The following is a 13,010-nucleotide window of genomic DNA, read 5'->3' as shown; positions in this document are numbered from 1 at the left end:
CCTAGCCTCAGGCCAGCACGCCCGCCAGCTGCTCGCAGCAGGAGGCGTAATCATGCGATTCGTGCATCGGCTGGGTCAGGAAACCGACCATGGGCAGCTGGCGCCGCATCGCGTCGTCGAGAACCGGATCGGAGCCGGCGACGTAGGCGCCGACGCTGATCAGGTCGCGGTTGCGGCGATAACGCGAGTACAACTGTTTGAACTGGCGGGCCAGATCCATCTGCGCCTGAGGCACCACGTCCACCATCACCCGGCTGATCGACTGTTCGATGTCTATCGCAGGATAGTGGCCGGACTCGGCCAGGTCGCGCGACAGCACGAAGTGGCCGTCCAGGATCGCGCGCGCCGAATCGGCGATCGGATCCTGCTGGTCGTCGCCCTCGGACAGCACGGTGTAGAAGCCGGTGATCGAGCCGCCGCCGTCTCCACCATTCCCGGCGCGCTCTATCAATTGCGGCAGCCGGGCGAACACCGACGGCGGATAGCCCTTGGTGACCGGCGGCTCGCCGATGGCCAGCGCGATCTCGCGCTGCGCCATCGCGTAGCGGGTGACCGAGTCCATCAACAACAGCACGTCCTTGCCCTGGTCGCGGAAATACTCGGCCAGCGCGGTGGCATAGGCGGCGCCGTGCAGCCGCATCAGCGGCGGCACGTCGGCCGGGGCCGCCACCACCACCGAACGGGCCCGCCCCTCCTCGCCGAGGATGTTGTCGATGAAGTCCTTCACCTCGCGGCCCCGTTCGCCTATCAGGCCGACCACGACGACGTCGGCCCGGGTGAAACGGGCCATCATGCCCAGCAGCACCGATTTGCCGACGCCGGAGCCGGCGAACAGGCCCAGGCGCTGGCCGCGGCCGACGGTCAGCAGGCCGTTGATCGCGCGCACGCCGACATCCAGCACATCGTGCACCGGCGTGCGCTCCAGCGGATTGATCGGTTGGCTGTACAGCGGGAACCAGGCGTCGACGTCGATCGCCCCCTGGCCGTCCAGCGGCCGGCCCAGCGCATCCAGCACCCGGCCCAGCAGGCCGATGCCGACCGGCACCCGGCGGCCATCGGAACCCGACGCCGACGCCGGGCCGCCGGAACGGCCGTACTCCGGCGGCGTCTGCGTCGACATCGGCAGCACCGGCGTGCCCGGCAGCAGGCCGTGCACATTGCTCAACGGCATCAGGAACACCTTGTCGCCGGAGAAGCCCACCACCTCGGCCTCGACCTCGCGCCCCTCGGGCAGGGCGACCCGGCAGGCGCTGCCGACCGGCAGCTTGATGCCGACCGCCTCCATCACCATGCCGGTGACGCGCACCAGGCGGCCGCAGGGCTGCCACGGCGCGGCCGATTCCGCCGCCGCGCCGCAGGCGTCCAGCCAGCGCCGCTGGCGCTCAATCAGATTGCTCATCGCCGCCCTCTGCAGACAGGCCCAGCGCCTTCTCCAACGCCGCCATCCGGGTTTCCAGCGTGATGTCCAGCCGTATCGAGGCGGTGTCGATGACGCAGCCGCCGCGACGGATCGCCGCGTCCTCTATCCATTGCCACGCCGTCTCCGGGGTCTCCTGCTGCAGGAATTCGCGCGCGGCGGCCAGATCGGCCGGATTGACGCGCAATCTGGCGCTGGCCAGCGTGGCCGGCAGCTCGGCCAGCGCGGCCCGCAGCAAGGGCAGCAAGGCCTGCGCGTCCCGCTCCAGCTGCTGCTGCGCCAGCTTCTGCGCCAGCCGCCAGGCCAGCCTCAGCACATCGTCGGCCAGCTCCGCCTCGACACGCGACAATTCGGCGGAAAACGCCGAGGCCATGCCGTCCAGCGCCTGCCACGCCTGCTCCAGCCGGGGCTGCAGCTCGGCGCGCGCATCGGCCGAGCCCTGTTCGCGCCCGGCCTGCATGCCCTGCTCGAAACCTTCGGCCCGCCCGGCTTCCAGGCCGGCGTCGTGACCGGTCTGCCAGGCCTCCTGATGAATGGCCTCCAGCTCGGCGGCGGTCGGGTAGCCCAGGGCCGGCCCCTCGTCTGCGGGCGCCTCCTCGTCGGCCTGCTCCGCCAAGGCCTCGGCCTCCGCCAGCGGCATCGCCGCCGCCGGCGCGGCGTCGGATTCGACGGCGGCGATGCGCTCGGCCAGGCTGGCGCCGGGGCGGCGCATCTGCGCCATCGCGACCAGCTGAGCCGGCGTCAGCGCCTGGGTGAAGCCGTCGAGAGAGGCCGGGCTCCAGCTGGACCAGCTCTCCAGCTGCTCGCCCGGAATGATGGGATCGTTATTCGATGAGGCCTTCATCGCCACCCTTGCTGCCTAGCACGATCTGTCCGTCGTCGGCGAGCTTGCGCACCACCTTGAGGATCTCCTTCTGCTCGGCCTCCACCTCGGACAGCTTGACCGGCCCCTTGGATTCGAGATCGTCGCGCAGCATTTCCGCCGCGCGCTGCGACATATTGCGGAAGATCTTTTCCTTCAGGTCGGTGCTGGTGCCCTTCAGGGCGATCACCAGCGAATCCGACTGGACTTCGCGCAGGATGGTCTGGATCGAACGGTCGTCGATGTCGAGCAGGTTCTCGAACACGAACATCTTGTCCTGGATGCGCTGCGCCAGTTCCGGATCGTATTCGCGGATGAAGCCCAGCGCCGAAGCCTCGACGTTGCCGCCCATGAAGTTGAGGATCTCGGCGGTCAGACCGACGCCGCCGGACGCGCTCTTCTTGATGCGGTCCGAACCGGACAGCAGCTGGGTCAGCACGTCGTTCAGCTCGCGCAGCGCCTGCGGCTGCACGCCCTCCAGCGTCGCGGTGCGGATCAGCACCTCGTTGCGCATCCGCTCCGGGAAGAAGGCCAGGATGGAGCTGGACAGGTCCGGCTCCAGGTGGACCAGTATCGTGGCGATGATCTGCGGGTGCTCGTGGCGGATCAGGTCGGCCGCCGAGGACGGATCCATCCACTTCAGGCTCTCGATGCCGCTGTGATCGTTGCCCTGCATGATTTTGTCCAGCAGGTTGGCGGCCTTGTCCGGCCCCAGCGCCTCGATCAGCACATTGCGCAGATACTCGTCGGACGCGCCTATGCTGGCGCGGGCGTCGCATTCCTTGCGGAAGTCGGCCACCACCTCGTCTATCTGCTCGTAGCTGAGGTTGTTGATCGCCGCCATCGCCAGCGAGATCTTCTGCACTTCTTTCGGGCCCAGGTACTTGAACACCTCGACCGCTTCGTTCTGGCCGAGGCTGAACAGCAGCACCGCGCTCTTGCGTATTCCGTTGTCACTCATCGGCGCTTATCCATTCCTTGATGATCTGCGCCGCCATGCGCGGATCGGATTTCACCAACTCGCGGACGGCTTCCAGATTGCTGCTGTACTGGCGCCGCTGCGCTTCGCGCGGATCCTCGCCGGATCCGGCGCCGCCCGCCCCGCCGGGGCCTCCGGCTCCGGCACCGGCCACGCCGGCCTCGCCCTCCTCGCCGGCCACGCCCAGCAGGCGGCCTCCCGGACCGACCGCGCCGGCGGCGCCCGCCGCTCCCGCAGCGCCGGGGGCCGGCTGCGGCTTGACCAGATCGCGCATGATAGGACGCACCACGCCGAACAGCAGATACAGCACCGCGATCGCCAGCAGGCCGTACTTGACCAGGCTGGTGCCGTTGTCGGTGACGTAATCCATCACCCTTTCCTGCACGGTGACCGGCTGGGCGTTGTCGGCGAAGGCGGCATTGACCACGTTCAGCGTGTCTCCGCGGCCGGAGTTGTAGCCCATCGCCTCCTTGACCAGATTATTGATCTGCTGCACTTCCTGCGCGGTCAGCGGCGTCGGCTTCATCTCGCCGCTCTTGTCCGGCATGCGACGGTAATTGACCACCACCGCCGCGGACAGGCGCTTGACCACCCCGGTCGGCACCTTGGTGTGCTGTATCGTCTTGTCCACCTCGTAATTGGTGGTGATGTCGCGCTGCAAGGTTCCGTTCGGACTGACCGCCTGACCGGACAGATTGGCGGTGCCCGGCGCCGCGCCCGGCGGCAGCGTGATCGGCGCCGAGGCCGCCGACGGCGGCTGGTTGGACAAGGCGCCCGGCACGCCGCTCGGGTTGGCCGAGCCGTTGACCAGCTTCTCGCTGATCTGCTGGCTGCGGGTGGCCGACGGATTCGGACTGGAATTGGGTCGGTAGGTCTCCGCGGTCTGCTCGATCTCGGAGAAGTCGACATTGGCCGTCACCTGGGCGCGGGCGTTGCCGTGGCCGAAGATCGGCTCGAGTATGTCCTCGATGCGCTTGACGTAGCCGTCCTCGATCTGGCGCACGAAGCCCAGCTGGCGCTGGTCCAGCCCGGAGTTGTCTTCCGGCCCGGTCTGCTTGGACAGCAGATTGCCGTCCTGGTCGACGATGGTGACGTTCTTCACCGGCAGGTTCGGCACCGAGCTGGACACCAGGTGCAGGATGCCGGCCACCTGGCCGGCGTCGAGGATGCGGCCCGGATACAGCTGCAGCATCACCGAGGCGGTCGGCGACTGCTGCTCGCGGACGAACACGCTCTGCTTGGGCGTGGCGATGTGGACGCGCGCGCTCTGCACCGACGAAACGGCCTCTATCGTGCGCGCCAGCTCGCCCTCTATCGAGCGTTGGTAGTTGACCTGCTCGTTGAACTGACTGATGCCGAACTTCTGATTGTCCATCAGTTCGAAGCCGACGCCGCTGGCCTTGGGCAGGCCTTGGGCCGCCAGCTTCAGCCGCACGTCGTAGACCTTGTCGGCCGGCACCGAGATCACGCCGCCCTCGCCCAGCTGGTACGGGATGTTCATCTGCTGCAGCGCGGCGGTCACCTGGCCGCCGTCGCGGTCGGCGAGATTGGAGAACAGTATCTTATAGGAAGGAGTGCGATTGAGGACGACGGCGCCGACGACGACGGCGAAGATCGCCGCCAAAGCCGCGAGGAACAGAATTTTTCTGTTGTTTGGCAGCGCCTTGAAGCGGTCACCCGCCTCGTTCATCCGCGCGCGCCAGACAGGGGTTGCGTTTTCTTCTGCCAGATCAGCCATACGGTGGTTTTGGATTTAGGTCCACCGCTGTCTGGTTTCGGACAGCGCTAGACTTGGGTATTCATGATTTCCTGATAGGCGCTGACCAGCTTGTTGCGCGCCTGAACCATGGTCTGGAACGACAGGCTGGCCTTTTGCAGCGACACCATCACGTCCTGCAGGTTGACCTCCTTGTTGTCGCCCAGCTGGAACTGCTTCTGCATCTCCTCCGAAGTCTGCTGCGCCGAATTGACCTGCTCTATCGTCGACTTGAGCACGTCGGAAAAGTCGACCTGCGGCGTCTGCTGCGTCGCCTGCGGCTGCTTGCCCGACGCCAGCGCCGCCGCGCTTCTCAGCTCGCCCAGCAACTGGTCGATATTGTTGACTGACATGGCTACTCCGTGCCATTTCCCTCCGGAACATCCTGGCCAGCCGCCGCAGCGTCTTCATCACGGTATCGCTGCAGCTTGTAGCGCAATGTGCGCTCGCTGATGCCCAGTTTCTCGGCCGCCAGCTTCTTCACGCCGCCGACGGTCGTCAATGTTTCCAGAATATGGCGTTTCTCAAGGGTTTTCATGTCGGTTTCATCCGACACCGAACTGTCCGAATCGGACACCGTCCGGGTAAGCTGCCCCACGCCTGAAATATCGCCCAACAACAGGTCGGCGGCAAGAATTTCCGCCCCGGCGGCAAGAATCACCGCCCGCTGCACGACATTATCCAGTTCGCGGATGTTACCCTCCCAACTATAGGCCGTCAAATGACGTTCCGCATCCCTGGAAAACACCAGAGACGCCCGTCCTGCGGCCTCCGCATGTTTTTTAAGCAGGAATCGTGCCAGGGGCAGGATGTCGTCGGGGCGATCGGCCAGCGCCGGGATGCGCAAGGGGAAGACATTGAGCCGGAAGTACAGGTCCTCGCGGAAGCGGCCGGCCTCGACCTCGGCCTGCAGCGCGCGGTTCGACGTCGCCAGAACCCGGATGTCCAGCCTTATGGTCCGCGTGCTGCCGATGCGCTCGACCTCGCGCTCCTGCAGTACCCGCAACAGCTTGGCCTGCAGCGGCAACGGCATCTCGGTCACCTCGTCCAGCAGTATCGTGCCGCCCTGCGCCTGCTCGAACTTGCCGGGCAGCGCCTGCGCCGCGCCGGTGAAGGCGCCGCGCTCATGGCCGAACAGCGTGGACTCCAGCAGATTGTCCGGTATCGCCGCGCAGTTGACCGCGACGAAGGGCCCGGCATGACGCCGGGAATGGCGGTGGATATAGCGCGCCAGCACTTCCTTGCCGGTGCCGCTGGGGCCGCTGATCATCACGCTGGCGTCGCTCTGCGCCACCCGGCCGGCCAGCGCGAACAGCTGCCGCATCGCGGCCGACTCCGCCACCACTTCGCCGCCGTCGTCGCCAGGCATCGCCAGCAGATGCTTCTCCACTTCCGCCAGCAGACTCGGCGGCTCGAACGGCTTCAGCAGATAGTGGGTGGCGCCGGCGCGCAGCAGTTCGATCGCCCGCTCTATCACGCCGTAGGCCGTCATCAGGATGAAGGGCACGCCCGGATAATGCTTCTTTACTTCCTCGAACAGCGCGTAGCCGTCCATCGGCGCCATCTGGGCGTCGGAAATGATCAGGCCGACCGGCTCCTGCTTCAGTCGCTGCAGCGCCTGGGTGCCGTCGGCGGCCTCCAGCGTCGGATAGCCGGACAGGGAAAGGGTGTCGACGATGGCCTCGCGCAGATCGGCATCATCCTCGACCACCAGAATCGGTAGAAACTTCATGAGATCCAGGGTTTCAGGTTCTAAACGGACGGCTGGCGCTGATGCGCCAGCGTCACCAGTCGCTGGGCGATGCTGGTCAGAGCCAGCACCTCGTGGGCGGCGCCCAGCGCGATCGCCTCCTTGGGCATGCCGAAGACCACGCAACTGGCCTCGTCCTGGGCGATGTTCCAGGCGCCGGACTGCTTCATCTCCAGCATGCCGTTGGCGCCGTCGCGGCCCATGCCGGTCAATATGATGCCTATGCTGTTCTTGCCGACCAGATTGGCCGCCGAACGGAACAACACGTCCACCGACGGCCGGTGCCGGTTCACCGCCGGCCCGGTGTTCAAGGAGGTGCTGTAGCCTATCGTCGGCGCGCTCTTGATCAACAGATGGGAATGGCCGGGCGCGATATAGACGGTGCCGGCCTGCAGCCTTTCGTTGTCCTCGGCCTCCTTCACCCGCAAACGGCACAGCGAGTCCAGCCGCTGCGCGAACGAGTGGGTGAACATCTCCGGCATGTGCTGCGCCACCAGTATCGGCGGCATGGTGGCCGGCAGCGCCGTCAGCAGCGTCCGCAGCGCCTCGGTGCCGCCGGTCGACGAGCCGATGACGATCACGGTCTGGCTGGCCAGCGGCGTCTTGCCCGGCTGGCGCGGCAGTATCACGTCCGCGCTGTGACTGGGAACGATCTCCAGCGGGGCTTTGTTCGCTCGCTCGCGCGAAGTCAGGGCCATCTATTTACCTTGCAGCAGAGTCCGCCCGTGCCGGCGGCAGCCCGTTTCGCGGCGCCGGCCTCACATCGGGCATGACAGGGTTGTTTCAGGTAGCTTAGCAGGAGATGTCCGACCTGGTCAGCCCAGCCGCGCCGAGATGCGTGCCAGCCAGCCGTCGCAGCCGGCTTCCAGCAGGTCGAGCACGTTCTCGAATCCCTGCCCGCCGCCATAGTACGGATCCGGCACCTCGCGCCCCTCGCCCAACGGTTCCAGCATCAGGTGCAGCCGTCCGGCCAGCTCGTCGGGACAGCGCCGGCGCAAATCGGCCAGATTGTGGGCATCGGCCGCCAGGATCAGATCGAAGCCGGTGAAATCGGCGTCGGCCACCATGCGCGCGCGCAACGGCGCGAGATCGTAGCCGCGCCGGGCCGCCGCCCGCTCGCTGCGCTCGTCGGGCGCCTCGCCGACATGGTAGCCATGGGTGCCGGCCGAATCGACGCGGACCCTGTCCGCCAGGCCGGCACGCGCCAGCTTGGCCCGCATCACGCCCTCGGCGGTCGGCGAGCGGCAGATATTGCCGTGGCAGACAAACAAAATTGATAGCTTATTCATAACAATCAATGCCTTATGAGTTATCTCCCCAGATTTTCAGACTCAAAAAAGGCTCAAATCTGCACAAAGCATCACAAATAGATCAATAACTTACGTGCGAATATTGACATGAAATTCATTTCAAAACCACTCTTTCGGAGTGCGACGAGATGGGAAAAATTTTCATTACCTCACTCTTCTACTTGAAAAAATAGGGCCTAGAACAGCTATATTTGAATATTGCTTACACCCGCCTTCGCCAATTTCAAAACATTTTTTACCACTCGTCCTTATCGGCCGGCGCCTGAAACCCAACACCTCCGACATGATCAGCACACCCCCGCGAGAAACTAGCATCAATATCAATCAGCGACCGCTCCGCAAGCCCTTGCGGATGGCGGTACCAGATGCCGAAGACGCGGCCCAGCGACTCGGCCGCCGCACAGCCGGCCGGATCGATCTGAAAGAAGTGGGCCGGCTCGGCCACGACATTGCGGCAGCGATAGACACGACCCTAGTCCGGCACCAGGCCGCAGGCTTCGCGCTTGCCGGCCTGCGCCGCATAGTCCTGCATCGCGGCGATCTGTTCCGATATTGCTGTCATTGTTTTGCCCATAAAAAAAGGCCGCTCGCAGGCAGCCGAACAATCTAATACATGGACACATTCAATAGCAGTGAAATACTTCAACTAACAATATGAAAAACGGAAAAATACAATCAACCGTAATTAAAAACTTACTCGCCAACCAGAAAGAGATCCGCCCTCAAACAGCTAAAAATCAGATATCCATGGAACAACATGCTTTTGATTAAAACTGCCTCCACCAACCATAATTAGAGAAAGAAATGGGCCAACTCAACATTGTCAATTGCTTGGGCACTTCTGCAGATTTCACGATAACGGTAAATAACAAAACTACTATTCAAGCGCTAGGACTTGCTCCTTTCGGCACATCTCAAAATCAGTCAACTTTTAATGGGGCGACAGCCTCCAGCTTTTCCGATCTTAAAATCATAGTCCTCAGCCAAGCCATGGGTTCCAATCAACCCTCTAGGGGCTATGGAGTCGACTTAAACAGAGACCACTATTTTGGCAACAACAATGGTGCATATCCGGGCAACGACTACGATATCACTTTGATATTTATGGGATTCAATAGTACCAAAAACCAAATGATGGTTATGCAGGCATATCGGCAAAGTAATACGGGGGGACCTTACACCTTCTGCACTGACCAGAAAATAGTTACCCATAGTTAATAAAAATAAGGCTTGCTAACCGCGCCACCGAATACCGGTCATTTTCCTCAACAGGCAAAGTGCGCCGGTCCTTTAAACAAGCCACCTACACTTTACAGCAACGCCGTTTTACCCATAAAAAGACCGCCAATTGGCGACCTCTTTGATAATTGATTCTTTAACTAAGCGTTCTTATTTAGCTCCGATGGCGGATTTTTACGCCATATATAAACCACTTTAATCTTAGCCATAAAAACACCGCCCAATATCGTTCCAACCTTAAGCTTAATTTCAAAATCCTCATTCTTCGGCGTACGAACCTTCATTACCACCAAAATAGGCATGGCGAGCTTAGTCGCTTCTATTTCCTTAATTACACAACCAGGATGCTCAGTATTCAGCCACTTCGTCGCCAACTCCCTCGCAATCCGTTCACGGCGCGCATTTTCAAGCAGCATGCCATAAGCAAGAGGTAAAAAAATCAGCAACGGCATGGCTACATTGGTTATTGTTCGTGCATCAAGATCTGGCATTGACCGCATCTCTTTAAAAGATCGCACACCCCAAAAAAGCACGCGACATTATTAGGCTTCCACCATCTCAGACATTATCTCACGATTCTTGTACAAAACCTATCCACATCACTCAATTTCAACCATATCGTCGCATGCCAGGCCCCTCATAATTGGCTAGGCTGCCCCGAACACGGCAGAAGGCCAGCCGCTTACTGCATTTGTCTAAACGCGGGTCCGTCACCGGCGATGCCCGCGCGCCTAATATCGCGCTCCTTGATAACCGCCATCGAATACCCCATAAAAAAAGACCGCAATTGCGGCCTTTAGATCTATTTGGCTGGCAACTCACACCTGCCTCCGACAAAACAAGTCAATTTCATCCCCCAATATCCCCACTCAATCTGACAACTACTTAGCCATCAAAGGCTTTAATGCCTCCCCCCCTTAGCTTATAGCTTTGCATAAGCTGATCATGTCCAAATCTCAGCATTTTATCCATATGCTCATCATAATTAGAGCTTTTCTCTTCCGAAACAAATTTGCACTCAAGCAGCCGCATATTCAACCATTGCTGCAGTGCTATGCCACTCATGGTATTAAGGCTTGTCACTTGCTGAGCTACTGAGTTAGCAACATTGACACATGCACTATATTTACTTAATGCGGCCGCATCCATTCCTGAAGCTCTCGAAGAAATCGAAACCACTAGCAAAGCCACTCCAAACAACACAAACCTCATGACAAACCCTTTTCACCGCATCTAAAACAAAGCCCCCCAATGGGGGGCCAAAGCATCAGAACTTGTAGCTAACACCAACCTTGAATAGGTTGGTGCCAGAAGTCAGCCTATTGCCGCCATCATCTTTAAACATATTCGCGATGTGCTCATACTCACCGCGCAAAGCCAAGCTTTTGGTAATGGCATAGCTGGCCCCAATGCCCAAGCCAGGTTTTACTTTGCTACCTTTTTCACCGTTAACATTGGCATGCAGAGTGTTAAGACTTACCTTACCAAAGACCTCCACAGCATCTGACACCGGCAGGATGCCGACAAAAGCCAGACGCTCAGCTTGTAACTTAACCGATGCCTTGGTCGTGTCGCCGTCCTCGTCGCCAACTGTCGCTTGCATCTTGCCGAGGTCGATATATGACAATTCCGTCGCAAAGTACGAGCCGAAACGGTAGCCGGCACCGACTTCCCATCCTCCACCGGCTGCCTTGCCCTCTTTGACGCCCTCAGAGTCTTTTATCTTATCGGTGTTGTACCCCAAATTGCCAAAGACGTATGCACCACTTTCAGCCGCGTGTGCGGTAACTGCAGACATACCCAATACGGAAGCAATGATGAGTTTTTTCATTTTTAAATCAATTAATTGTTAGTGGAGAGGTCATTTTCCACAAAAAAATCAAACGTATGTTTTCCTTCCGTAGTCCGGCGGAGCAAGTTACGTAACAGTATGTGAACAGATACTTACATAGATACTTCAACATTAAGAAAATATTAAAAATTTAAATTTTATATGGGAATTCAATGAATTAGAGCAATTCAACTATATCGCCGCATACCAGGACACCCCCATAGTTGGCCAGCTTGCCCCGGACACGGCAGGAGGCCAGCCGGGCAACACCGCATCACCAGCACGCCGGACGCGCGCTTGCCAGCCAGGTTCAGCCGGCTCCTAAGCTCAAACATGGTGGCATCGCCGTTGTCGGCCTCGCGGCGTTTGATCAGCCACGTTTCCTCCGGCTACATCTCCGGTAAGCCGGCCAGTTCGCCGCCTTGGCAAGGCTTGGCATGCGTCACCCGCCGCCGCAGCTGCCAGCCGACTAGCCCCTGGTACGGCATCATCAGCGCGGTGGATACCTCCCTCACCTTCCGTCAGCCACAAAAACCTCAGCGCCCTTTCGCCTTGCCAAGCGCAGGCTTCGCGATCGGCGGAATCATACGTGCGGCGCCATCGCTCAAACGATGAGGCCAAATTGCCAGGTCGTAGCCACCGCCGGCTAAGCTCTCCGCCGCTGCCAACGATATCGGACGGCAAACCGGTTCACCTCGGCGGACAGTCGAAACAGACAAGTCCACTTAACGCTCGCAGGCTTAGGTAATTCTACAGAAAGCCCATTGACTTAATATGTCTCGCCATCATCGCCAATCAAGCCAAAACACTTTTATTGACAAGCATGTCGGCATGCCAATGCCTCTCTCAAAAACTTTCAAAACCAATAATAAACATGTTTACTTAACTTCGAATTATCCGACATCAAAATTGACACCCAACTCAACCTGTCCTTTTGCACAGCACTGTTTGATTTTTTTAATCTAAGCTTAGCTGGCGTCTGCGCGGTCATTATCGCTGGACGATGCTTAACCCATGCAGATCCTAAGTCCCGCATCTATTTATTCAGGAGAATTTCATGGCCCCGAACCCGCAACCGGTCACCCAAGTCCGTATTTTCCCGTACATCCCGGATTCGCACATCGTCGTGCCTCCGGTATTTGTCAGCGGCGCCGGCACTTATTCTGTCGGCACGTTGGGCATGAATGTTTTTTACAACCTGGACATGACTTCGGGCGAAGCGCAAAACGGCGGCCCTCACGCCGGCAACAAATACTACGCCGTCGGCAAGACCGCGGAGGGCAAGGAGTTCACCACCACTTGGCTGACTTGCCTGAAGGGCGGCCCGACCCCTCAGTTCGGCCGTACCATCACCCACGGACGCCGCGCCTCCTCGGCTGCCCCGACCACCTCGGACCAAGCCGTCGCGACCGCCTCGGGCTTTAGCGAAGACATCGCGGTCTCCCACCAGGTCCATATGGAAGATGTCGTCATCAACGCCTACATCCATCCGACCGAACCGCTGGTGCTTCCGCTGATCGCCGGCGGCAAGGGCATTGCCTCCTACGTCCCGCACGGCTCGTGGTCGATCACCGTCACCGGCGGCGAACGCGTGAATCCGCTGCAGGTCGGCATGCGCGTCACCGCCCAGGGCACGAATGTCGCCACCGGGAAACCGTTCTTCATCCCGGCCGTCCTCGTCACCGAAAGCACCAATGAGCCCGCCGTGTTCATCGAGGGCTACCGGCCGCCGCGCGAACTGTAATCGATGGCGGCCGACGATGTCCGATTCGAAGCGGACCGGATATCGCCGACTCAAAAAATGGCCCTGGCAACAGGGCCATTTTCATTTACAACGTTTCTCAGCGGCGCAGAATCGCAAGCGAA

Annotated in this window: 14 protein-coding genes; 2 read left to right on the top strand and 12 right to left on the bottom strand. The window is 60.4% G+C overall.

Translation table 11 applies throughout. The annotated features are described in order from the left end of the window. Window positions 1-7: 7 nt before the first annotated feature. The 8 genes from fliI to WNM05_RS08665 form a co-directional block, all read right to left on the bottom strand. The gene (gene fliI, locus WNM05_RS08700) at window positions 8-1,399 is read right to left on the bottom strand and encodes a flagellar protein export ATPase FliI (RefSeq protein WP_434634204.1); all 1,392 of its coding nucleotides are present in this window, start codon (window positions 1,397-1,399) and stop codon (window positions 8-10) included. Further along, window positions 1,383-2,261, bottom strand: coding sequence for a FliH/SctL family protein (locus WNM05_RS08695; RefSeq protein ID WP_434634202.1), 879 nt, complete (start codon window positions 2,259-2,261; stop codon window positions 1,383-1,385). Before WNM05_RS08695 ends, fliI begins: the two co-directional genes overlap by 17 nt. Beyond that, window positions 2,242-3,240, bottom strand: a complete 999-nt coding sequence (gene fliG / locus WNM05_RS08690) for a flagellar motor switch protein FliG (protein ID WP_434634201.1) — start codon at window positions 3,238-3,240, stop codon at window positions 2,242-2,244. Before fliG ends, WNM05_RS08695 begins: the two co-directional genes overlap by 20 nt. Then, window positions 3,233-4,948 carry a flagellar basal-body MS-ring/collar protein FliF gene (fliF, locus tag WNM05_RS08685; RefSeq protein ID WP_434634199.1) on the bottom strand — a complete coding sequence of 572 codons (1,716 nt, stop codon included), beginning with the start codon at window positions 4,946-4,948 and terminating at the stop codon, window positions 3,233-3,235. The genes fliG and fliF overlap by 8 nt, the downstream gene beginning before the upstream one ends. A gap of 95 nt (window positions 4,949-5,043) precedes the next feature. Beyond that, a complete protein-coding gene (fliE, locus tag WNM05_RS08680) occupies window positions 5,044-5,367 on the bottom strand; it encodes a flagellar hook-basal body complex protein FliE (RefSeq protein WP_434634197.1) in 324 nt (107 codons plus the stop codon). A gap of 2 nt (window positions 5,368-5,369) precedes the next feature. Beyond that, window positions 5,370-6,746, bottom strand: a complete 1,377-nt coding sequence (locus WNM05_RS08675; RefSeq protein ID WP_434634195.1) for a sigma-54-dependent transcriptional regulator — start codon at window positions 6,744-6,746, stop codon at window positions 5,370-5,372. Window positions 6,747-6,766: 20 nt separating this feature from the next. Then, complete coding sequence (locus WNM05_RS08670; RefSeq protein WP_434634192.1) at window positions 6,767-7,462, bottom strand: chemotaxis protein CheB; 696 nt, start codon at window positions 7,460-7,462, stop codon at window positions 6,767-6,769. Window positions 7,463-7,579: 117 nt separating this feature from the next. Continuing rightward, a complete protein-coding gene (locus WNM05_RS08665) occupies window positions 7,580-8,053 on the bottom strand; it encodes a low molecular weight protein-tyrosine-phosphatase (RefSeq protein WP_434634189.1) in 474 nt (157 codons plus the stop codon). An 825-nt stretch (window positions 8,054-8,878) separates the two neighbouring features. On the opposite strand from WNM05_RS08665, the gene WNM05_RS08660 reads away from it, so the two are divergent. Further along, on the top strand, window positions 8,879-9,292 hold the full coding sequence (locus WNM05_RS08660; RefSeq protein ID WP_434634187.1) for a hypothetical protein: 414 nt from the start codon (window positions 8,879-8,881) through the stop codon (window positions 9,290-9,292). 161 nt (window positions 9,293-9,453) lie between these two features. Here the strand turns inward: WNM05_RS08660 and WNM05_RS08655 are convergent, their stop codons facing one another. The 4 genes from WNM05_RS08655 to WNM05_RS08640 all read right to left on the bottom strand — a co-directional run bounded on the left by WNM05_RS08655 (window position 9,454) and on the right by WNM05_RS08640 (window position 11,659). After that, window positions 9,454-9,804, bottom strand: a complete 351-nt coding sequence (locus WNM05_RS08655; protein WP_434634185.1) for a hypothetical protein — start codon at window positions 9,802-9,804, stop codon at window positions 9,454-9,456. 394 nt (window positions 9,805-10,198) lie between these two features. Continuing rightward, window positions 10,199-10,525 (bottom strand): hypothetical protein, encoded by a 327-nt coding sequence (locus WNM05_RS08650; protein ID WP_434634184.1) that lies wholly within the window; start codon window positions 10,523-10,525, stop codon window positions 10,199-10,201. Window positions 10,526-10,580: 55 nt separating this feature from the next. Continuing rightward, window positions 10,581-11,144 (bottom strand): porin family protein, encoded by a 564-nt coding sequence (locus WNM05_RS08645; RefSeq protein ID WP_434634182.1) that lies wholly within the window; start codon window positions 11,142-11,144, stop codon window positions 10,581-10,583. Window positions 11,145-11,533: 389 nt separating this feature from the next. Continuing rightward, window positions 11,534-11,659, bottom strand: a complete 126-nt coding sequence (locus WNM05_RS08640; RefSeq protein ID WP_434634181.1) for a hypothetical protein — start codon at window positions 11,657-11,659, stop codon at window positions 11,534-11,536. A 542-nt stretch (window positions 11,660-12,201) separates the two neighbouring features. Here WNM05_RS08640 and WNM05_RS08635 point away from each other — a divergent pair. Next, entirely contained in the window at window positions 12,202-12,888 is a 687-nt protein-coding gene (locus WNM05_RS08635) for a hypothetical protein (RefSeq protein ID WP_434634179.1), read from the top strand. The last annotated feature ends 122 nt before the right edge of the window (window positions 12,889-13,010 follow it).

The sequence above is a fragment of the Chromobacterium sp. CV08 genome (assembly GCF_051129845.1).
Taxonomy (GTDB): domain Bacteria; phylum Pseudomonadota; class Gammaproteobacteria; order Burkholderiales; family Chromobacteriaceae; genus Chromobacterium.
The sequence above is the reverse complement of the archived record's forward strand: the minus strand, read 5'-3'. Positions and strand labels throughout refer to the sequence as shown.